Source organism: Kineococcus arenarius subsp. arenarius, assembly GCF_050871845.1.
Lineage (GTDB): Bacteria > Actinomycetota > Actinomycetes > Actinomycetales > Kineococcaceae > Kineococcus.
In genome coordinates this window covers 1-24,302 of the sequence record NZ_JBJLSE010000057.1, presented here as the reverse complement: position 1 = coordinate 24,302, position 24,302 = coordinate 1, and the positions used below count along the sequence as shown (strand labels likewise).

24 protein-coding genes and 1 pseudogene are annotated in these 24,302 nt (G+C 75.8%); 15 read left to right on the top strand and 10 right to left on the bottom strand.

The genetic code is table 11. From position 1 onward, the window contains the following. Positions 1 to 121: 121 nt before the first annotated feature. From ACRYM0_RS13865 to ACRYM0_RS13840, 6 genes are all read right to left on the bottom strand, one after another. Positions 122 to 394 carry a hypothetical protein gene (locus tag ACRYM0_RS13865; RefSeq protein ID WP_432505985.1) on the bottom strand — a complete coding sequence of 91 codons (273 nt, stop codon included), beginning with the start codon at positions 392 to 394 and terminating at the stop codon, positions 122 to 124. A 19-nt stretch (positions 395 to 413) separates the two neighbouring features. Further along, positions 414 to 833: an Hsp20/alpha crystallin family protein gene (locus ACRYM0_RS13860; RefSeq protein WP_432505983.1), complete on the bottom strand. Its 420-nt coding sequence runs from the start codon at positions 831 to 833 to the stop codon at positions 414 to 416. A gap of 134 nt (positions 834 to 967) precedes the next feature. After that, entirely contained in the window at positions 968 to 5,188 is a 4,221-nt protein-coding gene (gene hrpA / locus ACRYM0_RS13855; RefSeq protein ID WP_432505981.1) for an ATP-dependent RNA helicase HrpA, read from the bottom strand. A gap of 41 nt (positions 5,189 to 5,229) precedes the next feature. Further along, positions 5,230 to 6,336, bottom strand: a complete 1,107-nt coding sequence (locus tag ACRYM0_RS13850; RefSeq protein ID WP_432505979.1) for an ABC transporter substrate-binding protein — start codon at positions 6,334 to 6,336, stop codon at positions 5,230 to 5,232. Positions 6,337 to 6,398: 62 nt separating this feature from the next. Further along, positions 6,399 to 7,178 carry an ABC transporter permease gene (locus tag ACRYM0_RS13845; protein ID WP_432505977.1) on the bottom strand — a complete coding sequence of 260 codons (780 nt, stop codon included), beginning with the start codon at positions 7,176 to 7,178 and terminating at the stop codon, positions 6,399 to 6,401. Then, complete coding sequence (locus tag ACRYM0_RS13840) at positions 7,175 to 8,035, bottom strand: ABC transporter ATP-binding protein (protein WP_432505975.1); 861 nt, start codon at positions 8,033 to 8,035, stop codon at positions 7,175 to 7,177. Before ACRYM0_RS13840 ends, ACRYM0_RS13845 begins: the two co-directional genes overlap by 4 nt. 142 nt (positions 8,036 to 8,177) lie before the next feature. Between ACRYM0_RS13840 and ACRYM0_RS13835 the strand changes: the two genes are divergently transcribed. Then, a complete protein-coding gene (locus ACRYM0_RS13835; RefSeq protein WP_432505973.1) occupies positions 8,178 to 9,635 on the top strand; it encodes an aldehyde dehydrogenase family protein in 1,458 nt (485 codons plus the stop codon). 70 nt (positions 9,636 to 9,705) lie between these two features. Here the strand turns inward: ACRYM0_RS13835 and ACRYM0_RS13830 are convergent, their stop codons facing one another. Further along, the gene (locus ACRYM0_RS13830; protein WP_432505995.1) at positions 9,706 to 10,881 is read right to left on the bottom strand and encodes a 4-hydroxybenzoate 3-monooxygenase; all 1,176 of its coding nucleotides are present in this window, start codon (positions 10,879 to 10,881) and stop codon (positions 9,706 to 9,708) included. 90 nt (positions 10,882 to 10,971) lie between these two features. Between ACRYM0_RS13830 and ACRYM0_RS13825 the strand changes: the two genes are divergently transcribed. The 11 genes from ACRYM0_RS13825 (at position 10,972) to ACRYM0_RS13775 (ending at position 21,365) form a co-directional block, all read left to right on the top strand. After that, positions 10,972 to 11,724: an IclR family transcriptional regulator gene (locus tag ACRYM0_RS13825; RefSeq protein WP_432505971.1), complete on the top strand. Its 753-nt coding sequence runs from the start codon at positions 10,972 to 10,974 to the stop codon at positions 11,722 to 11,724. Between the two features lie 99 nt (positions 11,725 to 11,823). Next, complete coding sequence (gene pcaH, locus ACRYM0_RS13820) at positions 11,824 to 12,699, top strand: protocatechuate 3,4-dioxygenase subunit beta (protein WP_432505969.1); 876 nt, start codon at positions 11,824 to 11,826, stop codon at positions 12,697 to 12,699. Beyond that, positions 12,699 to 13,262, top strand: a complete 564-nt coding sequence (gene pcaG / locus ACRYM0_RS13815) for a protocatechuate 3,4-dioxygenase subunit alpha (RefSeq protein WP_432505967.1) — start codon at positions 12,699 to 12,701, stop codon at positions 13,260 to 13,262. The genes pcaH and pcaG overlap by 1 nt, the downstream gene beginning before the upstream one ends. Before the next feature lie 25 nt (positions 13,263 to 13,287). Beyond that, entirely contained in the window at positions 13,288 to 14,664 is a 1,377-nt protein-coding gene (locus ACRYM0_RS13810) for a lyase family protein (RefSeq protein WP_432505965.1), read from the top strand. 56 nt (positions 14,665 to 14,720) lie between these two features. Continuing rightward, on the top strand, positions 14,721 to 15,896 hold the full coding sequence (pcaDC, locus tag ACRYM0_RS13805) for a bifunctional 3-oxoadipate enol-lactonase/4-carboxymuconolactone decarboxylase PcaDC (protein WP_432505993.1): 1,176 nt from the start codon (positions 14,721 to 14,723) through the stop codon (positions 15,894 to 15,896). A 181-nt stretch (positions 15,897 to 16,077) separates the two neighbouring features. Beyond that, positions 16,078 to 17,277 (top strand): thiolase family protein, encoded by a 1,200-nt coding sequence (locus ACRYM0_RS13800; protein WP_432505963.1) that lies wholly within the window; start codon positions 16,078 to 16,080, stop codon positions 17,275 to 17,277. After that, positions 17,277 to 17,972 carry a 3-oxoacid CoA-transferase subunit A gene (locus tag ACRYM0_RS13795; RefSeq protein WP_432505991.1) on the top strand — a complete coding sequence of 232 codons (696 nt, stop codon included), beginning with the start codon at positions 17,277 to 17,279 and terminating at the stop codon, positions 17,970 to 17,972. The genes ACRYM0_RS13800 and ACRYM0_RS13795 overlap by 1 nt, the downstream gene beginning before the upstream one ends. A 26-nt stretch (positions 17,973 to 17,998) precedes the next feature. After that, positions 17,999 to 18,670 carry a 3-oxoacid CoA-transferase subunit B gene (locus ACRYM0_RS13790; RefSeq protein ID WP_432505989.1) on the top strand — a complete coding sequence of 224 codons (672 nt, stop codon included), beginning with the start codon at positions 17,999 to 18,001 and terminating at the stop codon, positions 18,668 to 18,670. 50 nt (positions 18,671 to 18,720) lie between these two features. Beyond that, on the top strand, positions 18,721 to 19,461 hold the full coding sequence (locus ACRYM0_RS13785; RefSeq protein ID WP_432505961.1) for an IclR family transcriptional regulator domain-containing protein: 741 nt from the start codon (positions 18,721 to 18,723) through the stop codon (positions 19,459 to 19,461). Positions 19,462 to 19,530: 69 nt separating this feature from the next. Continuing rightward, the gene (locus tag ACRYM0_RS13780) at positions 19,531 to 20,610 is read left to right on the top strand and encodes a Gfo/Idh/MocA family protein (protein ID WP_432505959.1); all 1,080 of its coding nucleotides are present in this window, start codon (positions 19,531 to 19,533) and stop codon (positions 20,608 to 20,610) included. Next, entirely contained in the window at positions 20,607 to 21,365 is a 759-nt protein-coding gene (locus ACRYM0_RS13775; protein WP_432505957.1) for a ThuA domain-containing protein, read from the top strand. The genes ACRYM0_RS13780 and ACRYM0_RS13775 overlap by 4 nt, the downstream gene beginning before the upstream one ends. A 44-nt stretch (positions 21,366 to 21,409) precedes the next feature. Here the strand turns inward: ACRYM0_RS13775 and ACRYM0_RS13770 are convergent, their stop codons facing one another. Both ACRYM0_RS13770 and ACRYM0_RS13765 read right to left on the bottom strand, forming a co-directional pair. Continuing rightward, on the bottom strand, positions 21,410 to 21,772 hold the full coding sequence (locus tag ACRYM0_RS13770) for a fluoride efflux transporter FluC (RefSeq protein ID WP_432505987.1): 363 nt from the start codon (positions 21,770 to 21,772) through the stop codon (positions 21,410 to 21,412). Then, on the bottom strand, positions 21,772 to 22,209 hold the full coding sequence (locus ACRYM0_RS13765) for a fluoride efflux transporter FluC (protein ID WP_432505955.1): 438 nt from the start codon (positions 22,207 to 22,209) through the stop codon (positions 21,772 to 21,774). The genes ACRYM0_RS13770 and ACRYM0_RS13765 overlap by 1 nt, the downstream gene beginning before the upstream one ends. A 38-nt stretch (positions 22,210 to 22,247) precedes the next feature. Between ACRYM0_RS13765 and ACRYM0_RS13760 the strand changes: the two genes are divergently transcribed. Together ACRYM0_RS13760 and ACRYM0_RS13755 are read left to right on the top strand one after the other, a co-directional pair. Then, entirely contained in the window at positions 22,248 to 22,574 is a 327-nt protein-coding gene (locus ACRYM0_RS13760; protein ID WP_432505953.1) for a hypothetical protein, read from the top strand. A 76-nt stretch (positions 22,575 to 22,650) separates the two neighbouring features. Continuing rightward, positions 22,651 to 22,944 (top strand): putative quinol monooxygenase, encoded by a 294-nt coding sequence (locus ACRYM0_RS13755; protein WP_432505951.1) that lies wholly within the window; start codon positions 22,651 to 22,653, stop codon positions 22,942 to 22,944. A 3-nt stretch (positions 22,945 to 22,947) separates the two neighbouring features. On the opposite strand, the gene ACRYM0_RS13750 is transcribed toward ACRYM0_RS13755, so the two are convergent. Then, complete coding sequence (locus ACRYM0_RS13750) at positions 22,948 to 23,802, bottom strand: hypothetical protein (protein ID WP_432505949.1); 855 nt, start codon at positions 23,800 to 23,802, stop codon at positions 22,948 to 22,950. A gap of 211 nt (positions 23,803 to 24,013) precedes the next feature. On the opposite strand from ACRYM0_RS13750, the pseudogene ACRYM0_RS13745 reads away from it, so the two are divergent. Beyond that, positions 24,014 to 24,302, top strand: a pseudogene (locus ACRYM0_RS13745) (aminoacyl-tRNA hydrolase); the annotation flags it as partial.

Sequence of the window (24,302 nt, the reverse complement as noted above, 5' to 3'; positions counted from 1 at the left end):
GGGGTGGCGGGCGGGGCCCGGGGGGCGGGCCGCCGGGCGGGCGGGGGGGGCCGGCCGCCCCCCCCCCCCCCCCCCCCCCCCCCCCCCCCCCCCCCCCCCCCCCCCCCGCCGGTGCGCAGGCTCAGCCGGCCGGGGGCGAGCGCTCCCGCCGCGGTGCCCGGCGCTCGGGCGCCCGGCCGCGGCGCAGCGGTGCGGACCGCCGCGCGCGCGGCACCGGGCGCCCGGGCCGGGGCCCGGGAGCGTCCACGCTGCCGGTCGCGCCCTGCGCACCTCCTCCCCGCCAGTTCGCCGCCACGAGCGCCTCGAACTCGGCGCGGACCCAGTCGGGGTCGGCGCCCAGGAGTTCGCAGAACGCCTCGCGGACCGGCTCACCGGCTCTCGTCGCACCCGTCACGTCGGCCTCCGGCGAACCCTCAGGCCCCGATGGCCTGCTTCTCCTCCACCGTCTCGACGGCGATGCGGCGCGGCTTGGCGCGCTCGGCCACCGGGACGCGCAGCGTCAGCACACCGCTGCCGTAGGAGGCCTTGATCTTCTCCGTGTCGAGGTTGTCGCCGAGGATGAGCTGCCGGCTGAACACGCCGCGCGGGCGCTCGGCCGCGATCATCTCCTCGGTGCCCTCGTGGACCGGCCGCTGCGCCTTGACGGTCAGGACGTTGCGCTCCACGTCCAGCTCCACCGTCGAGGGGTCCACACCCGGCAGGTCGAACTCGACCACGAACTCGTCGCCGCTGCGCCAGGCGTCCATCGGCATGACCGCCGGGCGCGCCGTGGTCCCCAGCACCTGCTGGGTCAGCCGGTCGAGCTCGCGGAACGGGTCAGTGCGCATCAACACGACAACCACCTCCAGTGCTCCACACCAGATGCGACTGTGTCCCACGCGGACCGGGCCCCGCCCGGTTCCCGCACCTCCAGTGGTAGCACTCCCCACCCGCGAGTGCAAGAGGTAAACCGCTGCGGGGCAGCGGATCAGCCCAGCTCGGCCAGCGCCTTGCGGATCCGCTCGTCGCTGACCGGGTGCGCGGTGGGGACGGGCTGGGAGAACTTCTGCAGCCGCAGCTCCTCCAGCGCCCAGCGGATGCGCACGAGCTCCGGCCCGGCGGCCTCCCCGGCCCGGCGCAGGTGCGCCTCGTACTCCTGGCGCACCCGGGAGAACTCCGCCATCCGGACCCGGTCGCGCTGCGGGTTGTCGCCGAGCGTCTGCAGCCGCCGCAGGATCCCCTGCAGGTAGCGCAGCAGGTCCGGCAGCCGGCCGGCTCCCGCCTCGGTGACGAAGCCGGGGTGCACCAGGCCGGTGAACTGCTCGCGCACGTCGGCCAGCGAGGGCACCAGCGCCAGGCTGGTGGCCCGCGAGACCTCCCGCTCGACCTGCGCGGCCGAGCGCAGCACCCGCAGCGTGCGGTCGACGACCTCGGTGGTGGTGGACAGCAGCCCGCGGCCCACCTCCGCGGCCAGCCGCGCGAACGCCGCCGCCTCGCGCACGGGGCCCCCGGCGGCGTCCAGGCGCTGCTCCACCGCCGCGCGCAGGCAGTCGTCCAGGACCGCCGCGGCGCTGCCGTGCGGGGCGCGGGCCAGCAGCAGCTTCGCGTCGTTGGGCAGGCCGGACTGCACCTCGCGCAGCGGCGAGGGCAGCACGAGCAGCAGCAGTCGCACCGTGCCGGCGCGGTGGGCGCGCTGCGCCTCGGCGGCGGTGGCGAAGGTGCGCAGCCCCACGGAGGCGCCCTCGTCGACCAGCGCGGGGAAGGAGACGACCTCGCTGCCGCGGCGGACCGTGGTGTGGGTCTCGGGCACGCGCGCGGGCAGGTCGGCGGGGCCGGGTTCGGCCGGCCAGGCCGTGACCCCGGTGCGGTGCAGCTCGTCGGCGGCCTCGGCGATGGTCTCGCGCACCTGGACGGAGACCGCCTCGCGCAGCCGCGGGAAGTCCTTGCCCTCGGCCAGCACCGACCCGTCGGCAGCGGTGATCCGGAACGTCGGCCGCAGGTGCCCGGGCACCTTGGACCAGTCGACGTCCTCGGCGTAGATCTCCGTGCCGTCGCCCAGCCGGGGCAGCTCGGACTCGAACGCCTCCCAGAAGTCCTGGCGGCGGGGGCTGACCCGCTCCAGGAAGCGGGCCGCCTTGTCCGGGGCCGGCGCGAGGTTCTTGCGCAGCTGCTTGGGCAGCGAGCGCAGCACGGCGGTGATCAGATCGTGCCGGAACCCCGGGACCTGCCACAGCAGGTCGCGGTCGTCGAAGCGGTTGACGACCTCCAGCGGCACGTCCACCGTCACACCGTCGCGCGGGGAACCGGGCTCGAACACGTACGTCAGGTCCAGTTCCAGCTCGCCCTGGCGCCAGGTGCGCGGGAACTCCTCCTCGCTCACGCCGGCGTCGCCGGCGACCAGCATCGCCGGGTCGAAGGTCAGCAGGTCCGGGTCGGTGCGCCGGGCCTGCTTCCACCAGGCGTCGAAGTGCCGGCCGGAGACGACGTCGGCGGGCACGCGGGCGTCGTAGAAGGCGAACAGCACCTCGTCGTCGACGACGATGTCGCGCCGGCGCGCCCGGTGCTCCAGCTCCTCGGCCTCCTCCAGCAGTTCGCGGTTGCGGGCGAAGAACTCGTGGCGGGTCTCGAAGTCACCCTCCACCAGCGCGTGCCGGATGAACAGCTCCCGGGACAGCTCGGGGTCGATGCCGCCGTAGGCGACGGTGCGGCCGGCGACGATCGGCACCCCGTAGAGGGTGACCCGCTCGGTGGCGACCACGGCGGCGCGCTTGCGCGACCAGCGCGGCTCGGAGTGCTGGCGCTTGACGACGTGCTCGGCCAGCGGCTCGATCCACTGCGGGTCGATCGCCCCGGCGACCCGCGCCCAGAGCCTGCTCGTCTCCACCAGTTCGGCGGCCACCACCCAGTCCGGGGAACGCCTGCCCAGCGCGGAGCCGGGGAACAGCGCGAAGCGCGCCCCGCGGGCGCCGAGGTACTCCTGCTGGCGCGGGCCCTCACCGCGCGCCCGGCGGGTGTCGTCGCCGCGCCCGCGGCGCGGGTCGCGCTTGTCCTCGCGGACCTCCTTCAGGCCGATGTTGCCCAGCAGGCCGGCCAGCAGGGAGCGGTGCACGGCGTCGCCGTCGTAGCGGGCCGGGGGCAGCACCTCGCCCTCGGCGGGTGCCTCCACCTCGGGGACCTGCACCTCCAGGCCGAGGTCTCGGGTGATGCGGCGCAGCTGGTGGTAGGTGTCCTGCCACTCGCGGATGCGCAGGAAGTGCAGCATCTCGGCCTTGACCCGGCGGCGGAACGCCGAGGACGACGTCTCCCGCTGCAGGTGCTGCAGGTAGTTCCACAGGTTCAGGTAGGTGAGGAAGTCGGACTTCTCGTGGCGGAACCGCGCGTGCAGCTGCGCCGCGCGCTCGCGCTGCTCCAGCGGCCGTTCGCGCGGGTCCTGCACCGACAGCGCGGCCACCACGACGAGGACGTCGTGCAGGCAGGAGTTCTTGCGCCCCTCCAGCACCATCCGGCCCAGGCGCGGGTCGATGGGCAGGCGGGCCAGGTCGCGGCCGGTGCGGGTCAGCCGGGGAACGCCCCGGTCCTGCGGGCGGGCCGGTTCCAGGGCTCCCAGCTCGGCCAGCAGCGCCAGCCCGTCGGCGACGGCGCGCTGCTCGGGCGGCTCGACGAAGGGGAAGGCGCCGATGTCGCCCAGGCCCAGGGAGGTCATCTGCAGGATGACGGCGGCGAGGTTGGTGCGCAGGATCTCCGGGTCGGTGAACTCCGGGCGGGACTCGAAGTCGGCCTGGGAGTACAGCCGGATGCAGATGCCGTCGGCGACGCGCCCGCAGCGCCCGGCGCGCTGGTTCGCCGAGGCCCGGGAGATCTTCTCGATCGGCAGCCGCTGCACCTTGGTGCGGTGGCTGTAGCGGGAGATCCGGGCGGTGCCGGCGTCGACGACGTAGCGGATGCCGGGGACGGTCAGGGAGGTCTCGGCGACGTTCGTGGACAGCACGATCCGCCGGCCGCCGTGCGGCCGGAACACCCGGTGCTGCTCCTCGGCGCTCAGGCGCGCGAACAGCGGCAGCACCTCGGTGCCGCGGAACTCCCGCTCGCGCTGCAGCTCGGCCAGGGCGTCGGCGGTGTCGCGGATCTCCCGCTCGCCGGGCAGGAACACCAGGACGTCGCCAGGGCCCTCGGCGGCCAGCTCGCGCACCGCGTCGAGGATCGCCTCGGTCTGGTCGCGGTCGTCCTCGCGCAGCGCCGGCTCGTCGACGTCGAGCGCCTCGCCGGTGTCGTCGTCCACCTCTCCCGCCAGCTCCTCCGCCAGCTCGTCGGCGGCCAGCGGGCGGTAGCGGACCTCCACGGGGTAGGTGCGCCCGGAGACCTCCAGGACCGGCGCGCCGCCGAAGTGCTGCGAGAAGCGGCTGGTCTCGATGGTGGCGGAGGTGATGACGAGCTTGAGCTCGGGACGGCGCGGCAGCAGCTGCGCCAGGTACCCCAGCAGGAAGTCGATGGTGAGGCTGCGCTCGTGGGCCTCGTCGATGACGAGGGTGTCGTACTGCAGCAGGTCGGGGTCGCGCTGGATCTCCGCGAGCAGGATGCCGTCGGTCATGACCTTCACCAGGCTGTCCTCGCCGACGGTGTCGGTGAAGCGCACGGCGTAGCCGACCAGGCCTCCGACGTCGCCGCCCAGCTCCTCGGCGACGCGCTCGGCCACGGCGCGCGCGGCGATCCGGCGCGGCTGGGTGTGCCCGATGCGCCCGCGCACCCCGCGGCCGATCTCCAGGCAGATCTTCGGCAGCTGCGTGGTCTTGCCCGAGCCGGTCTCGCCGGCCACCACGACGACCTGGTGATCGCGCAGCACCTCGGCGATGCGGTCCTTCTCCTGGCTGACCGGCAGCTCCGGCGGGTAGCGCAGGGCGGGCACGGCCGCGGCGCGGCGCCGGGCGCGCTCCTCGGCCGCGGCGGTCTGCGCGGCCACGTCGTCCAGGCCGCGGCGCAGCGCCTCGGCGTCGCCGGTGCGGGCCAGCACGGCCAGGCGGCGGCGCAGCCGGTCCTCGTCGCGCAGCGAGACGGCGGCCAGGCGCCCAGCCAGCTCGGCGGCGAGCGGGTCGTCCGGCAGCTCGCGGGGGGAACCCCCGCGCGCTCCCGGGCCGTGGCCGGAACGCGGGGAACGGGAGGGACGGCGGCGCCCGCGCTGCGGTCGCCCGGGCCGGCTGGAGGAGCTCGACATGGCCCGGCCATGCTACGGCGTCGCGCGCCCGCCGCCCGCGGTCAGGGAGCGGGCCAGACGAGCCGCCCGCCGTCGTAGAGGGAGGCCACGACGTCCTCGTCGACGAGGGCGTCGACGTCCGGCACCGCCTCGATCTGCCCCATGCCCAGCAGGAAGTCCGCCTCGGCCCGCACGGTGGCCGCGTCGATGCTCCCCAGCGGCTGCCCGGCGGGCTGAGAGGCGGCCACCAGCTGCGTCTCGGTGCTCCAGACCCGCTCGTTGTGCTCGGTGTCGTAGCCGACCTGCGAGCGCTCCGCGGCGAGGGCGACGCACTCGGCGGCGCGCTCGGTGCAGTGCGCGTAGGCGCGCAGCTGGGCGCGCAGGAAGTCCTGCACGGCCGTGGGGTGCTCGGCGAGGAACGCCGGGTTCACGATCGTGGTGGCGATGGAGCCGGGGACCCCGTAGTCCTCGGGGTTCCACTCGACGACCTCCTCGCCCAGCTCGCGCAGCGTCAGCGGTTCGTTGGACTTGTAGCCGGTCAGCGCCTGCACCTGGCCGCGCGTCAGGACGGTGGGGTCGTAGCCGACCTGCACCTGCTCCAGCGCCGCGACGTCCACGCCGGCGGCGCGCAGCATCGCCTCGATCGTCACCGGCAGGGCGCCCTTGTGCCCGAGGGTGGCGCCCTCCAGCTGCGTGAGGTCGTCCACCTGCGGGCCGGTCATCAGCGTCGCCACCGGCACGTGGCCGAACAGCGCGACGGCGGTGACGTCCACGCCGTTGTCGACGTTGACGAGCACGTCGGAGGCCCCGGCGATCGAGGACAGCTGAGCGGTGCCGGCCGCGACGAGCTGGGCGTTCTGCGCGGTCTCGCCGGTACCCGGCTGGATCTCCACGTCCAGGCACAGCGCGTCGAAGTAGCCCAGGTCCTCGGCGGCGACGGGGTCCAGGATGCTCACCGAGGACTGGAACTGGTACCCGGTGACGTAGGTGATCGTGCCGGCCGCCTCGTTCTGCGCGCACCGCTCGGCGGAGACCGCCGAGCCCCGGCTCACCGACGGGGTGGCGCCCGCGTCGTCCGCGGACCCGCCGGAGCAGCCGGCCAGCAGCAGGGCGGCCGCCGCCGCGGCGAGGGCCGGACGGTGCCGGGTGGGGGTCCTGCTCTGGTTCACGCGTTCCTCCGGGTGCTCGCGGTGCTCCCCGGGTGCAAGGACCCGGGGGTGGTGGGGATTCCTCAGCGGTGCTGCGAGGCGTGCCAGGAGAGCACGCGCCGCTCCACCGCGGTGACGAGCGCCAGCAGCAGCACACCCATCAGGGCCAGGCACGCGATCGAGGCGAACACCCGGTCCAGCTGCGAGTTGCCGGCCGCGACCTTGATGAGCGTTCCCAGGCCCGCGCTGGCGCCGGCCGCGCTGAACTCGGCGACGATGGCGCCGACGAGGGACAGGGGGAACACCACCCGCAGCGCGGCGAAGACGAACGGCAGCGCGCTGGGGAATCGCAGCCGCAGCAGGACGTCCCAGCGCGAGGCGTGCACGGTGCGGAACACCTGCAGCACCCCGCGGGGCACCGAGCGCAGGCCGGTGACGGTGTTCATCAGCACGGGGAAGAACGTGGTCAGCGCCGCCACGAGCACCTTGGGCAGGATCCCGAACCCGAACGCCACGATCAGCGCGGGGGCGATCGCGACGACCGGGGTGACGTTGAGCACGACGGCCAGCGGCATCACCGCCCGCCGCAGCAGCACCGACTCCGAGACGGCCACGGCCACCACCACGGCGGCCAGCGCGCCCAGGGCCAGCCCCAGCAGCGCCTCCGACAGGGTGGTCCAGGCGTTGGAGAGGTACAGCAGCGGCTCGCCCACCAGCTGCGCGCCGACCGCACCCAGGTGCGGCAGCACGTACGGGTTGCCGCGGGCCACCTGCGCCCAGACGAGGCCGGCGACCGCCAGCGCCACGACGCTGGGCAGCCACACCCGGGGGTGCAGGGCCGCGAGCCGGTGCCGCGGGCTCACCGGCCGCTCCGGGCGTCGGCGTGCCAGGCGTGGGACAGCAGCTCGCGCACCCGGTGCTCGTGCTCGTGCAGGTCGGCGGAGTCCAGCACCCCGGAGCGGCGCGGCCGGTCCAGCTCCACCTCGACGGCGCCGGCGACGCGGCCGGCGGCCATGACGACCACGGTGTCGGACAGCAGGACCGCCTCGGTGATGGAGTGGGTGACGAACACGACGGTGGTGCGCAGCTCCTGCCAGACGTCCAGCAGCTGCAGCTGGGCGGCTTCGCGGGTGAACTCGTCCAGGGCGCTGAACGGCTCGTCCATGAGGAGCACCTGCGGCTGCAGGGCGAACGCGCGGGCGATGGCGGTGCGCTGCTGCATGCCGCCGGACAGCTGGCCGGGCCGCGCGTGCAGGGCACCGCCCAGGCCGAGGCGGCGCAGCAGCGCCACGGGGTCGCCGGCCAGGTCGCAGCGCCCGGTCGCGGCGGGGGCGGGCGCGGCGGGGGCGGGGCCGCGCCGGCGGGCGGCGCGGTTGACCTTCTCCAGCACGCGCACGTTGCCCAGCACGTCCAGCCAGGGCAGCAGCGCGGGCGTCTGCGGCACGAAGCCGACCATCTTGCGCTCGGTGGCGCGCGCGGGCGTGCGGCCGCAGATGCGCACCTCGCCGGAGTCGGGCACCTCCAGGCCGGCCACGAGCCGCAGCAGCGTGGACTTGCCGCAGCCGGAGGGCCCGATGACGCTGACGAACCGCCCCCTGGGCACCTGCAGGTCCACGTGGTCCAGGGCCGTCACCGGCCTGGGCCCGTCGTCGTACACCTTGCAGGCGTCGCGGACGGCGACGAACGGCTGCTCGTCCCCGCCCGCCGGCTGATCCACCACGGCCCGACCCTACTCAGCGGCCCGGGCAGCACCGCGCGGGCCGCCGGCGCGACGGCCTTCCACCAAGTGGAATGCCGGTCCGGTGCGCGCGGGGCGGCGTGGTCCACTGGACCCACGCGTTCGGCTGACGAAGGGGACACCGGTGAGCGTGCTGCTCGACGACGTGTGGCGGGAGAAGATCTTCGACGGTGCCTGGCGCGCCGGTTCCGGCGGGACCATCGAGGTCACCGAGCCGGCCACCGGTGCCGTGCTGGGTCGGGTGGGCGCGGCCGCGCCGCAGGACGTGCGGGAGGCGGCCGCGCGCGCGGCCGCGGCGCAGCGGGAGTGGGCGCGGGTGAACCCCCTGGAGCGGGCGGCGGTGCTGCGGCGCGCCGGCGCGCTGTGGGAGCAGCACGCCGGTGAGGTGCAGGACTGGATCGTGCGGGAGTCCGGCGCGGTCGCCGCCAAGGCGGCCACCGAGACGCACGTGGCCGCGCAGGAGTGCTACGAGGCGGCGGCGCTGCCCACCCACCCGATGGGTTCGGTGCTGCCCTCGGAGCAGGAGCGCTGGTCGTTCGCGCGCCGGCGCCCCGCCGGGGTCGTCACGGTGATCGCCCCCTTCAACTTCCCGCTCATCCTGTCGATCCGGGCCGTCGCGCCCGCCCTGGCGCTGGGCAACGCGGTGCTGCTCAAGCCGGACCCGCGCACGCCCGTGTGCGGCGGGGTGGCCCTGGCGCGGGTGTTCGAGCAGGCGGGCCTGCCGCCCGGGCTGCTGCACCTGCTGCCGGGCGGAGCGGACGTCGGCGAGGCGGCGGTCGTGGCGCCGGAGGTGCGCGTGGTCGCCTTCACCGGGTCCACCGCGGCGGGCCGGCGCGTCGGCGCGCTCGCTGCCGAGCACCTCAAGCGCACCCACCTGGAACTGGGCGGCAACAACGCCCTCGTGGTCCTGCCGGGGGCGGACGTGCCGCTGGCGGCCTCCGCGGGGGCGTTCGGCTCGTTCCTGCACCAGGGCCAGATCTGCATGGCCACCGGCCGCCACCTGGTCCACGAGAGCCTGCACGACGCCTACGTGGAGGCGCTGGCGGCCAAGGCCCGAGCGCTGCCCGTGGGGGACCCGGCGACGGGGAGCGTCGCGCTCGGCCCGATCATCGACGAGCGGCAGCTGGCGAACGTCGACCGCCTCGTGCGGGGCACCGTGGAGGCCGGTGCGACCCTCGCCGCGGGCGGCACCCACGAGGGGCTGTTCTACTCCCCCACCGTGCTGGCGGACGTGAAGCCCTCCATGCCCGCTTGGGAGGAGGAGGTGTTCGGGCCCGTCGCCCCCGTCCTGGCGTTCTCCGACGCCGACGAGGCGATCGACCTGGCCCGTGCCACCCCGTACGGGTTGTCCCTGGGGATCCTCGGCGAGGTGGGCGCCGCGATGCGCGTGGCGGACGCGGTGCCCAGCGGCATCGTGCACATCAACGAGCAGACCGTCTCCGACGAGGCGAACACCCCCTTCGGGGGTGTCGGCGCCTCGGGCACCGGCGGCCGGGCGGGCGGTGCAGAGGCGAACATCGAGGCGTTCACCGAGACCCAGTGGCTCACCGTGCGGCCGGAGATCGCCCCCTACCCGTTCTGAGGGCACCGGTCCCGGGTTCCCGCGCCCCGGGTCGCCCGGCCGCGGGGGCGCCGGGAACCCGGGGCGCGCCTCAGAACCCGATGGGCAGGCCGGCGTAGTTCTCCGCCAGGCCGGTGGCGCCCGCCTCGCTGGTGGCGACCCACCGCAGCTGGGAGAGCTGCAACTGCTCGTCGAACCGGTCGCCGGAGGTGTGCAGCATCGTCGTCATCCACCAGGAGAAGTGGGTGCAGCGCCACACCCGCCGCAGCGCGGTGTCGGAGTAGGCGTCGGCCAGCGCCGTATCGCCCTTCACGAGCAGTTCGGCGAGGGCGGGGGCCAGCAGGGCGACGTCGGCGACGGCGAGGTTCAGGCCCTTGGCACCGGTGGGCGGAACGGTGTGCGCGGCGTCGCCGGCCAGGAACAGCCGGCCGTGGCGCATGGGGGTCTGCACGTAGCTGCGCATGGGCAGCACGCTCTTGCTCGTGATCGGCCCAGGGGTGAGTTCCCAGCCGTCCTGGCCGTGGCCGAGGCGGGTGGCCAGCGCGTCCCAGACCCGGTCGTCGGACCAGTCGGCGACGTCGGTGCCGTTGGGCACCTGCAGGTACAGCCGGCTGACGGTGGCCGAGCGCATGGAGTGCATGGCGAAACCCTCGGGGTGCCAGGCGTAGATCAGCTCGTCGGTGGAGGGGGCGACGTCGGCGAGGACGCCCAGCCAGGAGTACGGGTAGGTGCGTTCCCAGGAACGGCGCACGGTGCCGGGAACGGCCGCGCGGCTGGGCCCGAAGGAGCCGTCGCAGCCGACGACGACGTCGACGTCGAGGCGGTGGGCGGTCCCGTCGGCGGCGGTGAACGTCACGTGCGGGCGCTCGGTCGTCAGCTCGTGCAGCTCCACGCCGGTGACCTCGTAGCGCACGTCCTGGCCGCGGGCGTCGGCCGCCTCGACGAGGTCCTTCTGCACCTCGGTCTGCCCGTACACCCACACGCTGCGGCCGGTGAGGTCCACGAAGTCGAGGTGGTGGCGCTCGTGCGGCCACTGCAGGTGGATGCCGCGGTGCTCGTCGCCCCGCTCGCGCAGCCGCCCGCCGAGGCCGGCCCCGGTGAGCAGCTCGACGGTGGAGTGCTCCAGGATGCCGGCGCGCACCCGCGCCGCGACGTACTCGCGGCTGCGGGTCTCCAGCACGACGGACTCCACCCCCTCGGCGGCCAGCAGGTGCGACAGGAGCAGTCCGGCCGGTCCGGCGCCGACGATGGCGACCCGGCTCCGCAGTGAGCGCATGGCCGGCACGCTAGGGCGCGGGCACCGCGCGACGGAGGGTTCCTTCCGCAGTGCGGAAGCGGGCCGGGGCACACTGCGCGGGTGGACGCGACACCGACGGCGGCGGGGAAGCTGCTGGCCGTGCTGGGGGCCTTCGACGACGGGCACCGGCGCCTGACGCTGACGCAGCTCGCCGCGCGGGCCGGGCTGGCCCTGACGACGGCGCACCGCATCGTCGGGGAGCTGTCGGCGTGGGGCGCGCTGGAGCGGCGCCCCGACGACACGTACGTGGTCGGGCGGCGGTTGTGGAACCTGGGGCTGCTGGCTCCCGTGCAGACGGACCTGCGGGTGGTGGCCGCGCCGTTCGTGCACGACCTGCACGCCGCGACCAAGGCCACCGTCCACGTCGCCGTGCTGGACGGGGTCCGTGCGCTGTACGTGGACCGCACCTCGGGGCGCTTCTCGGTGCCGATCGTCAGCGAGGTCGGCAGCCGGCTGCCGCTGCACACGACGGGCGTGGGCAAGGTGCTGCTGGCCCACGCGCCGCAGGAGGTGGTGGACCGCTGCTGCGCGGACCTCGTGGCCCCCACGCCGTGGGCGGTGACCGACGCGGACGTGCTGGCGGCGCAGCTGGCCCGGGTGCGGGAGCAGGGCTGGGCGCTGACCGACCAGGAGATGACGCCGGGCGCCTCCTCGCTGGCGGTGCCGGTGCGCGACCGCGCCGGGGCCGTGGTCGCGGCGCTGGGGGTGGTCGTGGCGCCCTTCGAGGCCGGTTCCCCGGCGCAGCAGTCGCTGCTGACGGCGCTGCGGGTGACGGCCGCGGGCATCGAGCGCTCGCTGCCGCGCCAGGACTGAGCACTCGTCTTCCGCGAGACGGAAGGCTGTGCTGCTCGTCGTGCGCGGGGGTGGTGCACTCGGGCCGTGGTCGCACCGCAGCGACCGGGAGGGACGAGCATGAGCGTCGACACCAGCCGTGAGGCCGCGCCGCGCAGCGCACCCGCGGCGCAGCCCGCCGAGGTCGTGGCGGAGGAGCGAGTCGCCTCCTCCGACGCGGCGATCGCCACCCAGGAGCAGATCAGCGCCGAGATCGCCGCCGTGCACGCCGGCGACGCCGCGGCGCGCGAGCGCGGCGAGCACGTGCCCGCCACCCGCCGCGACTTCGCGCCGTACCGCAGCTCGGTGCTGCGCCACCCCACCAAGGAGGCGGTGCACGCCGACCCCGAGGACGTGGAGCTCTTCTCCCCCGTCTTCGGCGAGCGCGACATCGACCCGCTGGAGGCCGACCTGACGATCGGTTTCCCCGGTGACCCCGTCGGGGAGCGGATGGTCGTCACCGGCCGCGTCGTGGACGGCGAGGGCCGCCCGGTGCGCCGTCAGCTGGTGGAGGTCTGGCAGGCCAACGCCGCGGGGCGCTACGTGCACAAGCGCGACCAGCACCCCGCCCCGCTGGACCCGAACTTCCTGGGTGTGGGCCGCTGCCTCACCGACGACGACGGCCGGTACCGGTTCACCACGATCAAACCGGGCCCCTACCCGTGGAAGAACCACCGCAACGCCTGGCGCCCGGCGCACATCCACTTCTCGCTGTTCGGCACCGAGTTCACCCAGCGACTGGTCACCCAGATGTACTTCCCCGGCGACCCGCTGTTCGACCTGGACCCGATCTACCAGTCCATCACCGACCCGGTCGACCGCGAACTGCTGGTGGCGCGCTACGACCACTCCGTCACCCAGCACGAGTGGTGCACCGGCTACCGCTGGGACATCGTGCTGACCGGCTCGCACCGCACCTGGCTGGAGCCCGAACCCGAACCCGGCGAGGAGCACTGATGGGAACCGCGATCCTGCGCCCCACCCCCGGCCAGACCGTCGGGCCGTTCTACGGGTTCGCCCTGCCGTTCGACGGCGACGGCGAACTCGTCCCACCGGCCTCCCCCGGATCGGTCCGGTTGCACGGCACCGTGCTCGACGGCCTGGGGGTGCCGGTGCCGGACGCCCTGCTGGAGGTGTGGCAGGGCGACGCGGACGGTTCGGTGCCCACCGCGGCCGGCACGTTCGGCCGCGACGGCGCGACCTTCACGGGGTTCGGCCGCTGCGGCACCGACCGCGCCGGCGGGTACCGGTTCTGGACCCGCGAACCCGCCCGCGCCGACGGCGGTGCACCGTTCTTCGCGGTGGCGGTGTTCGCCCGCGGCCTGATGCACCGGCTGCTGACGCGCGCCTACCTGCCCGCGCCGCACGGCGGGCTGCCGGGCGACGCGCTGCTGGCCTCGCTGGAACCGGAGCGCGCGCGCACGCTGGTGTGCGTGCGCGAGGCGGACGGTTCGCTGCGCTTCGACGTGCGTCTGCAGGGGGAGGGCGAGACGGTGTTCCTCGAGCACGACGCACGGTGACGGCACGGGCGGGAGGTCCGCGCTGATGGTGTCGGCGCTGTTCTGGCCGGGTCTGCACCGGGCGGGCGAGGCGTTCGGCGACGCGGCGTTCGCCGGCGCCATGGTGCGGGTGGAGGCCGCGTGGCTGGACGCCCTGGCCGCCGCCGGGCTCAGCCCGGTCGGCGGCGACGTCCTGGACGGTGCCGCCTCGGCCCTCGGGCCGGCCGAGCTGGCGCAGCTGGGCGAGGCCGGTGAGGGTGGCGGCAACCCGGTCCTGCCGCTGGTGGCCCTGCTGCGCGAGCGCGCCGGCGCCGCGGCGGGTGCGGACGCGGCGGCGGCCGTCCACCGGGGCCTGACCAGCCAGGACGTGGTGGACACCGCCCTGCAGCTGTGCGCCCGCGACGTGGTCGCGCAGCTGCGCCCCGAGGTGGACGCGCAGGTGGCCGCGCTGGCCGCGCTGGCCGCGCGGCACCGCGGCACGCCCGCCGTGGCGCGCACGCTCACCCAGCACGCGCTGCCGACGACGTTCGGCGCGCGCGTCGCCTCGTGGCTGACGGCGCTGCTGGACGCCCGCGACGCGCTGGACGCCCTGCCGCCCGCCCCGGCGCAGTTCGGCGGGGCGGTCGGCACGCTCGCCGGCCTGGTGGAGCGGCTCGCCGCCGCGCTGCCCGCCGGGGCGGACGCCGCCGCGGCCGCGGACGCGGTGGCCGCCGACGCCGCGCGCCGCCTGGGCCTGGCGCACCGGCCGCCCTGGCACACCGCGCGGCGACCGGTGACGGTCCTGGGCGACGCGTTCGTCGCGGTCACCGACGCCCTGGGGCACGTGGCGGCCGACGTGCTGACCGCCTCGCGCAGCGAGGTGGCCGAGCTGCGCGAGCCCGCCGCCCCCGGCCGCGGCGCGTCCTCCACGATGCCGCAGAAGCGCAACCCCGCCCTGTCGGTGCTGCTGCGCCGCACCGCGGACACCGCCCCCGCCCTGGCGGCGCAGCTGCACGCCGCCGCCGCCGGCGCCGGCGACGAACGGCCCGCGGGCGCGTGGCACACCGAGTGGGCCGCGCTGGCGGCCCTGGCCCGCACGACGCTGGCCGCCGCCCGCCAGGCCACCGAGCTGCTCGGCGGGCTGGAGGTGGACACCGCGGCGATGGCCCGCAACCTCGACGCGGCGCTGCCCGGCGCCCTGGCCGAGCGGCTGGTGCCGGCGCTGGCGCAGCTGCCCACGCCCGGCGGCCCGCTGGGCACCGCGGGGGCGCGCGAGGCCGTCGCCGCCGCGGACGTCGCCGCGCTGCGCGAGGAACTGGTGCGGCGCACCACCGTCCCCCCCGAGCGCGTGGACGAGCTGCTGGGCCGCCTGGCAGACCCGCGCGGTTACCTGGGCACCGCCGGCCTCGCCGTCGACGCGGTCCTCGCCCGCGCACGCGCCTGAGCCCCGACCACCCCGCCCCGCCGCGCCCGAACCACCCCGGAGGAACCGTGACCCTGCTGCCCACCGCCCGCCTCGACGGGACCGGTCCCGCGCCGGCGGACCTGCCCCTGCTCGTGGTCGGCTCCTCGCTGGGCACGACCAGCCGCGCCCTGTGGAGCGAGGTGGCGCAGCGCTTGTCGGGCACCGCCGTCGTCGTCGGCTGGGACCTGCCCGGCCACGGCGCCGCCGCGCCGGCCACCGCGCTGACCGCCGAGCGGCTGGCGGCGGACGTCGCCGCGTTCGGCGCCGCGGTGCAGGCCGAGCGGGGCCGGTCCGGTGAACCGTTCGCGTACGCCGGCGACTCGATCGGCGGGGCCATCGGGCTGCAGCTCGCCCTGGACTCCCCCGGCGCCGTGACGGCCGTCGGCGTGCTGTGCAGCGCCCCGCGCATCGGCACGCCGTCCGCCTGGCGCGAACGGGCCGCGCAGGTGCGCGAGCACGGCACGGAGCCGCTCGTGGAGGCCTCGGCCGCTCGCTGGTTCGCCCCGGGTTTCCCGGCCCGGCGACCGGAGGCGGTGCGGGCCCTGCTGGACGACCTGGCGGCCACCGACCCGGCGTCGTACGCCGCCGCGTGCGAACTCCTCTCCGGTTTCGACGTCACCGGGCGACTGGGGGAACTGCGCGTGCCGGTGCTGGCCGTGGCCGGTGAGCTCGACGTCGTGGTGCCCGTCGCGGACACCCTCGCCGTCGGTCGTGCCCCCGGGGCGCTGGCCACCGTCGTCGCGGGAGGCGCGCACCAGCTGCCCGTGGAGGACCCGGCGGCGGTGGCCGACCTGCTGCGCCACCACGTGCTCGCGGCACCGGCCGCGCAGCGCCGCACGCTGGGCGAGCAGTACGCGGCGGGGATGCGGGTGCGCCGGGAGGTGCTGGGGGCGGCGCACGTGGATCGCGCCACGGCGGGCGTGGACGACGTGACGCGCGACTTCCAGGAGATGATCACCCGGTACGCCTGGGGCGGGATCTGGACCCGCGAGGGCCTGTCGCGGCGCGAGCGCTCGATGGTCACCCTCACCGCGCTCATCGCCCGCGGCCACCACGAGGAGCTGGCGATGCACCTGCGCGCCGCCGTGCGCAACGGCCTGACGCAGCAGGAGATCGTCGAGGTGCTGCTGCAGTCGGCGATCTACTGCGGCGTCCCGGACGCCAACACCGCCTTCCGCGTCTACCGCGAGGTCCTCGCCGAGCAGTCCTGAGCGCCGCCCCTGCTCCCCCCGCACCCCCCGCACCCCCGTGTCTCCGCGGAAACCATTGTTTCCGCCCTCGAAGGGAACCCCCGGAGGGCGGAAACAGTGGTTTCCGCGCGGGGAGGGGCGGGGGTAAGCTGACCGTGTACGCAGAACGCACAGGCGTTCGCACAGCGAACACGGAGGCCAGATGCCCACCGCGCACCTCTACGACGCCGTCCGCACGCCGTTCGGCAGGTTCCGCGGCGCGCTCTCCGGTGTCCGCCCCGACGACCTCGCCGCCGGTGTCCTGCGCGAACTGCTGCACCGCTCCCCCGGCCTGGACCCCGCCGCGGTCGACGACGTGGTGCTCGGCAACGCCAACGGCGCCGGCGAGGACAACCGCAACGTCGGGCGCATGGCGCCGCTGCTGGCCGGCTTCCCCGTCACCGTGCCCGGCACCACGGTCAACCGGTTGTGCGGTTCCAGCCTGGACGCCGCGATGATCGCCTCCCGCGAGATCGAGACCGGCGATGCGCGCGTCGTCGTCGCCGGCGGCGTGGAGTCCATGAGCCGGGCCCCCTGGGTGCTGCCCAAGCCCGACGGCCCGTTCCCGGCGGGTGACGTCACCGCCGTGTCGACCACGCTGGGCTGGCGTCTGGTGAACCCCCGCATGCCGCAGGAGTGGACCGTCTCGCTGGGCGAGTCCAACGAGCAGCTGGCCGAGCGGTTCGGCATCGGCCGCGATCGCCAGGACGAGTTCGCCGCCGGATCGCACCACCGCGCGGCGGCCGCCTGGGAGGCCGGGCACTACGACGCCTGGGTGGCGCCGGTGCCCGGCACCGACCTGACGCGCGACGAGGGGATCCGCCCGACCACGTCGGTGCAGAAGCTGGCGGGCCTGACGCCGGCCTTCCGACCCGACGGCACGATCACCGCCGGCAACGCCTCACCGCTGACCGACGGCGCCTCGGCGCTGCTCATCGCGGCCGAGGACGCCGCGGACACCGTCGGCCGCGAACCGCTGGCGCGCATCGCCGGCCGCGGCACGGCCGCGCTGGAGCCGCAGTCGTTCGGGTACGCCCCCGTGGAGGCCGCCGAGCGCGCGCTGCGCCGCGCGGGCATCGGCTGGGCCGACGTGGGCGCCGTGGAGCTCAACGAGGCGTTCGCGGTGCAGTCCCTGGCGTGCATCGACGCCTGGGGCGTCGACCCGGCCGTCGTCAACCGGTGGGGCGGGGCCATCGCCCTGGGTCACCCGCTGGGTGCCTCCGGGGGCCGGGTGCTGGGCACCCTCGCCGCGGTGCTGCGCGCCACCGGGGAGCGCTGGGGCGTGGCGGCGATCTGCATCGGCGTCGGGCAGGGCCTGGCCGTCGTGCTGGAGAACCTCGACACCAGCGGGTCCGCCGCGTGATGCGGGTGTGCGCCTCGGCGGACGAGGCCGTCGCGGACGTGCAGGACGGCTCCACCGTCCTCATCGGGGGGTTCGGCACCGCCGGGATGCCGTACGTCCTCATCGACGCCCTGCTGCGCCGCGGCGCGAAGGACCTCACGGTCGTCAACAACAACGCCGGCAACGGCACCACCGGGCTGGCCGCGCTGCTGGCGGCCGGCCAGGTGCGCAAGGTGGTCTGTTCCTTCCCCCGGCAGAGCGACTCGTTCGTCTTCGACGAGCTGTACCGGTCGGGGAAGGTGGAGCTGGAGGTCGTCCCGCAGGGCAACCTGGCCGAGCGGCTGCGCGCCGCCGGCGCCGGCATCGGCGCCTTCTACACCCCCACCGGCGCGGGGACGCTGCTGGCCGAGGGCAAGGAGCGGCGGACCATCGACGGCCGCGAGTTCGTCCTGGAGTTCCCCATCCGCGGGGACGTGGCGCTCGTGGCCGCCCACCGCGCGGACGGCGTCGGGAACCTGGTGTACCGCAAGACCGCCCGGAACTTCGGCCCGGTGATGGCCACGGCCGCCACCACGACCGTCGTGCAGGTGGGCGAACTGGTCCCGACCGGTGCGATCGACCCCGAGACGGTGGTGACGCCCGGCATCTTCGTGGACCGCGTCGTCGTCACCGGGGAACCCGGGAACCCCGGCAGCACCGAGGAGGGACGCGCGTGAGCAGCACCGGAACCCCCAGCGGGCAGCTGTCCCGGACGGTCGAGCACTCGGACGCCGCCCCCCTCGGCCGCGACGAGCTGGCCGCGGTCGTGGCGCGCGACGTCCCCCGCGGTTCGTACGTGAACCTCGGCATCGGGCAGCCCACGCTGGTCGCCGACCACCTCACCGCCGACCAGGGCGTGACCCTGCACACGGAGAACGGCATGCTCGGCATGGGACCGGCCGCGGTGGGCGACCAGGTCGACCCCGAGCTCATCAACGCGGGGAAGATCCCCGTCACGGAACTGCCCGGTGCGGCGTACTTCCACCACGCGGACTCCTTCGCGATGATGCGCGGCGGCCACCTGGACGTGTGCGTGCTGGGGGCTTTCCAGGTCTCCGCGCGCGGCGACCTGGCGAACTGGCACACCGGCGCTCCCGGCGCGATCCCCGCCGTGGGCGGTGCGATGGACCTGGCCACCGGCGCCAAGCAGGTCTTCGTGATGATGACGCTGTTCGCGCGCGACGGTTCCGCCAAGCTGGTGCCGGAGTGCACGTACCCGCTGACGGGGCTGGCGTGCGTGCGGCGCGTGTTCACCGACCTGGGAGCGTTCGACGTGGGTCCGCGCGGTGTCGTGGTGCGCGAGACCTGGGGCACCACGGTGGAGGGCCTGCGCGAGCGGCTGCCGGTGCCACTGCTGCGGCTGGAGGACCTCTGAGCACGCCCGACCCCGAGCGGGGAACCGCCCCGGAGCCGCGCAGCGAGCGTGTGCAGGCGTTCGCGCGCGGCCTGGCGGTCATCCGCTGCTTCGACGCCGAGCACCCCGAGCTGGGGCTGGCGGACGTGGCGCGCCGCACCGGCACCACCCGCGCTGCGGCGCGCCGGTTCCTGCTGACCCTGCTGGACCTGGGGTACGTCAGCACGGACGGGCGCACGTTCCGGTTGACCCCGCGGGTCCTGGACCTGGGCTACAGCTACCTGTCCAGCCTGTCGCTGCCGGACCTGGCGCAGCCGCACCTGGAGCGGCTGTCGGCGCAGCTGCAGGAGTCGTGCTCGGTGTCGGTCCTCGACGGCGGCGACATCGTGTACGTGGCCCGGGTGGCGACGCGGCGCATCATGTCCGCCGCCATCACGGTGGGCACCCGGTTCCCCGCGCACGCCACCTCGATGGGCCGGGTGCTGCTGGCGGCCCTGGACCCCGCGGACGCCGCCGCGCTCCTGGAGGAGGTGCACCCGCGGGCGCTGACCGCGCGCACCCTGCAGGGGACGGGACCGGTCCTGGCGGAGCTGGCGCGGGTGCGCCGGCAGGGTTTCGCGCTGGTGGACCAGGAGCTGGAGGACGGGGTGCGCTCGGTGGCGGTGCCGCTGCACCGGGACGGCGCCGTGGTCGCCGCGGTGAACGTGTCGGTGCCGGCGAGCCGGTTCACCACCGCGCAGCTGCGCCGGGACGTCCTGCCGCAGCTGCGGGAGTGCGCCCGGGCGGTCGAGGAGGACCTGTCCCGCGGTTGACCCGCGGGTGCTGCCGCGCGCGGCGGCCGCCCGTCGCGGGGGCCGGGGCGCTGGTGTAGCTTCGCGACCGTGGTCGACGCCGACACGACAGCCCACACGACGACCGTCCCCCGCACCCGCCTGCTCCACGTGGGCCTGGGCGGCTGGGGCGTGGACTGGGAGCGCAACGCGATCCCCCCGGTGGGCGAGGTGGAGCGCGTCGGGGTGGTCGACGCGCACGAACCCACCCTGCGCGGCGCGCAGCGCGCGCTCGGCCTGCCGGAGCACGCGTGCTTCCCCTCGCTGCGCGAGGCCGTGGCGGCCGTGGCCGCCGACGGCGTCCTGGTCACCGCACCCGTGGCGCTGCACGTCCCGGTCGCGCTGGAGGCGCTGGAGACCGGTCTGCACGTCCTGGTCGAGAAACCCTTCGCCGGCACGCTCGCGGAGGCCCGCACGGCCGTGGAGCGCGCCGAGCAGCTCGGGCTGGTGCTGCAGGTGAGCCAGAACTACCGGTTCTACCCGGCCCCGCGCGCGGTGCGGGACCTGGTGGCGGACGGTGCGATCGGCGACCTGTCGGTCGTGCACGTCGACTTCCGCCGCTGGGCGAACGACGCCCCGGTCGAGACGAACCGGCACTACTCCTTCCCGCACCCGCTGCTGTACGACATGGCGATCCACCACTTCGACCTGCTGCGCATGGTCACCGGCCGCGAAGCCGTGCGGGTGTACGCGAAGGTCACCGACCCGCCGTGGAGCAGGTTCACCGAGGAGGCCTCGGCGGTCCTGACGATCGAGATGACCGGCGGGCTGGTCGCCAGCTACCGCGGCAGCTGGGTCAGCCGCGGCCCGCAGACCGCGTGGGACGGCGAGTGGGCCCTGGAGGGCCAGCGCGGGCGCATAACCTTCACCGGCCGGTCCGGACGGGGCACGGCGGACGACGTCGTGACCCTCAGCCGGGACGGGGGTGAGGCGCGGGAGGTCGACCTGCCGGCGATGGGCCTGTGGGGCCGCTCGGCGGGCCTGCGGCAGTTCCACCGGGCCGTGCAGGGCGGGCCGGCGCCGGACGTGACGGGCCGGTCGAACCTGGGCAGCCTCGCCGTCGCCGAGGCGGCGGCGCGTTCGGTGGAGTCCGGCCGGGTGGAGGACGTGGAACGGGTGGAGGCGCTGTGAGCGGCACGGAACGGGCGCTGCGCGTGCTCGTGTGGAACGAGGGCGTCCACGAGGCGAACCGCAACCCGCCGGACATCGGCGAGTACTACCCCGACGGCATCCACGGCGCGATCGCGGCGGGACTGCGGCGCCTGCTGCCGCACGCGCAGGTGTCCACCGCGACCCTGGCCGACCCCGAGCACGGGCTGGGCGCGGACGTCCTCGAGCGCACCGACGTGCTGCTGTGGTGGGGGCACGTCGCCCACGAGCAGGTCGCCGACGACGTCGTCGAGCGGGTGCGGCAGCACGTCCTGGGCGGGATGGGCCTGCTGGTCCTGCACTCCGGGCACTTCTCGAAGATCTTCACCCGGCTGCTGGGGACGACGTGCTCACTGGCGTGGCGCAACGAGGGCGAGCGCGAGCTCGTCTGGAACGTCAAACCCTCGCACCCCATCACCCGTGACGTCCCCAGCCCCATCGTCATCGAGCGGCAGGAGATGTACGGGGAGCTGTTCGACATCCCCGACCCCGACGACCTGCTGTTCATCAGCTCCTTCGCCGGCGGGGAGGTGTTCCGCTCGGGCGTGACGTTCACCCGCGGGCGCGGGCGCATCTTCTACTTCAGCCCCGGCGACCAGGAGTACCCCGTCTACCACCACCCGCAGATCCAGCAGGTCCTGGCCAACGGGGTGCGCTGGGCCGCGCCGGAGGACGGCGAGCGCCGCGTGCCCGAGGTCTCCCACCCCGCCCGGGAGTGGTTCACCGCCGGTTCCTGACTCCCCCGCCGCACCGGGGTTCGAACCGGGGTTCGAACCGGGGTTCAGGCCAGGGTGAGGGCGAGCCCGGCGGCCGCGGCGACGGTGCTCGCCACGAGCGTCGCGCCGGCGTGCGCGGCGGCGGCCGCGGGACGCCCCTGCCGCAGCAGGCCGAGCGTCTCGAAGCAGGCGGTGCTGAAGGTGGTGTAGCTGCCGCAGAACCCGGTGCCCAGCACGGTGCTCAGGGAGCCGGGGGCGCCGTGGGCGAGGACGAGGCCGGTGAGCAGCCCCAGCAGCAGGCTGCCGGTGACGTTGACGACCAGCAGCGCGCGGGTGGGCCGCTGCGGCCAGCGGCGCTTGAGCGCACCGTCGACGCCGTAGCGGGCCAGCGCACCGGCGGCAGCGGCCGCGGCGAGCGCGAGCAGCATCACGCGTCCTCCCCCGCCCGCCGCACCAGCCGGGCCGCCAGCGCCACCCCGAGCCCGCACAGCGCCACCCCGGCCACCACGGAGGTCAGCGGGTACACCACCGCCAGGGCGAGCGACCCGTCGCGGGCGAGCAGGTCGGTTTCGACCGCCAGCGTGCTGTAGGTGGTGAAGCTGCCGAGCAGGCCCGTGCCCGCGCCCAGGCGCACCAGGCGCCGGCGGCCGGCGTCGGGGCCGCGCCGGGCCAGCGCCTCCAGCAGCAGGCCGAGCGCGAAGCAGCCGAGCAGGTTCACCGCCGTGGTGGCCACCGGCCAGCCGTGCGGCGGGGTGGGCAGCCACTGCGCCGCACCGTGGCGGGCGCAGGCCCCCAGGACGGCGCCGGCCGCCACGACGCCCCACGTGATCGCCCGGGAGGAGGTGGCCTGCGCAACGGTGCTCACGGTGGGGCAGGCTAGGCCACCGCACGGTTCCGCTGACGGTGACGGCCTCGCCGTCGAAGAGCACCGGCGCCATCGTGGGGCTGACGGAACGGTTCACCGCCGAGCGGTACCGCGTCGATCCGCACCCGTCGGCGCGGATGCTGCGCGACGCGGCGGAACTGCGCGAGCCGTGGAGCGCCGGCGCGATGCGGCGTGGGCGCGCGCGGTGGCGGCGCTGGGCGTTCGGTTGTCGGTGCGGGGGGGCCCTCGGGGCAGCGAGCCGGGAGGAGCTCCTGCGGATCACCGCGGGGATCGGCGTCGGGGAGTCGGCCAGGTTCCTGCGGACGCAGCCGGGGCTGTCGCGGCGGCTCGACCGGTCCCGCTGAACCCCGTCGGCACCCCCGGCTGGCGACCAGTGCGAGCGCCCGCGATGCTCGTGGTCCCCGACCCCACGGAGGCCCCGTGTTCGCCATCGCCGTCCGCTTCGAGCTGCCCGACGAGGCGTCCGCCCAGGCGTTCGACGACCTCGTCGCGCGCACGGTGCCCGGCATCCTCGCCGGGGAACCCGGCACGGTCGTCTACGTGCCGCACCGCGTGGACGGCGAGCCGCTGGCCCGGCTGTTCTACGAGCAGTACACCGACCGCGACGCCCACGCGGCGCACGAGGCCCGCCCGGAGACGGCGGAGTTCCTGCGCCGGGTGCGCGAACTGGTGACGTCGGTGCGGGCGGAACTCCTCACGCCGCTCGCGGCGTGAGGCTCACGGGAGCCCCACCGGCTCCTCCGTGACGGCGACCTGCAGCACGTCGCCGTCACGGCCGCTGCGCCGGGTGACGAGCTGCCCGCGCCCGGGTGGTCGCGCCCGGAACCGCCCACCGTGCAGGACGGCGCCCTCGTCCGGCGGGCCGGACAGCAGCAGCGCGGAGGACCCGACGTCGCGCAGCCGGCGCAGCACGGGCTGCACCAGGGCCGCGGCCGAGCCTCCCGCGCCGCGGGCGACGACCACGTGCAGGCCGACGTCGCCGGCGACCGGGAGCAGGTCCAGCAGCGCCGACAGCGGGTCGGTGGCGCTCATGGCGAGCAGCTCGTGGTCGTCGAACACCACGAGCGCACGCGGGCCGCTCCACCAGTCGCGCCGGCGCAGCTGCTCGACCGTCACCTCCGGGCCGGGCAGTCGCGCGGTCAGCTTCTCCGCCAGCGCGGCCAGCGTCCCGGCGGCCGCGGGTGCGGAGGCGCAGCAGCCCGACAGGTGCTCCCGCGGCACGGCGTCGAGCAGGTTGCGGCGGTAGTCGACGACGACGACGCGCAGCTCCTCGGGGGTGAAACGGTCGGTCGCGGCGCTCAGCAGGGTGCGCAGCGCCGTGGTCCTGCCCGAGCGGGCGTCGCGGAGCACGAGCAGGTGCGGGTCGCCGCCGTCGACGAGGTCCAGCTCCGCCGGGGCGAGGTCGCGCTCGCGCACGCCGACGGCCAGCCCCGCCGGTGCCGTGGGACAGCGCCGCCGCCGGGCGCGCTCGACGTCCGCGACGCTCACGTGCTCGGGCAGCAGCTCCACCGGTGGGGCCGGCGGCCCGTCCCAGGCGGCCGCGGCCCGGCGCACCACCTCCGCCGGGGGCACCTCGACCGCGCGGCCGTCGACGAGGTCCGCGCCAGGGCGCGCGGGACATCGATGCTGGCACGGTAGAAGAGCATGTACGGTCCAGGTGGGTACGGCGGAAGAGTCTGATCGCCCCATCGTCACTGACCAGGCCTCGCCCGCCCCACCACCATCCGCCGCCCCTGGTCAGGGCGTAACCTCGCTGCACTTCTGAGCGCCACTGATTGAGCCTTTGTCAGTAGCGGTTCTCCAGCTGACTGAGGACGAGGGCGGCTCCGGGGCGTTCCCCGAGCACCTGCGCCGGCGCACCCTGGACCGGCTGTCCTCGCGCCTGACCGGTGGCGTCCTCACGGTCGTGGCCAGCGAGCACCGCTCGCAGCTGCGCAACCGCGAGGCCGCCCTGGAACGCCTGCGCGAGCTGCTGCGCGACGCGACCGCCCCCGCGCCGCCGCAGCGGCGCGCCACCCGGCCCACCCGCGGTTCGCAGCGCCGCCGCCTGGACGGCAAGCGGCGACGCGGCG

What these genes read in the sequence shown, in the direction of transcription:
- hrpA (WP_432505981.1), bottom strand. Translation starts at nt 5,188, where the DNA reads ATGTCGAGCTCCTCCAGCCGGCCCGGGCGACCGCAGCGCGGGCGCCGC.
- pcaH (WP_432505969.1), top strand. Translation starts at nt 11,824, where the DNA reads ATGAGCGTCGACACCAGCCGTGAGGCCGCGCCGCGCAGCGCACCCGCG.
- pcaG (WP_432505967.1), top strand. Translation starts at nt 12,699, where the DNA reads ATGGGAACCGCGATCCTGCGCCCCACCCCCGGCCAGACCGTCGGGCCG.
- ACRYM0_RS13810 (WP_432505965.1), top strand. Translation starts at nt 13,288, where the DNA reads ATGGTGTCGGCGCTGTTCTGGCCGGGTCTGCACCGGGCGGGCGAGGCG.
- ACRYM0_RS13800 (WP_432505963.1), top strand. Translation starts at nt 16,078, where the DNA reads ATGCCCACCGCGCACCTCTACGACGCCGTCCGCACGCCGTTCGGCAGG.
- ACRYM0_RS13795 (WP_432505991.1), top strand. Translation starts at nt 17,277, where the DNA reads ATGCGGGTGTGCGCCTCGGCGGACGAGGCCGTCGCGGACGTGCAGGAC.
- ACRYM0_RS13770 (WP_432505987.1), bottom strand. Translation starts at nt 21,772, where the DNA reads ATGCTGCTCGCGCTCGCCGCGGCCGCTGCCGCCGGTGCGCTGGCCCGC.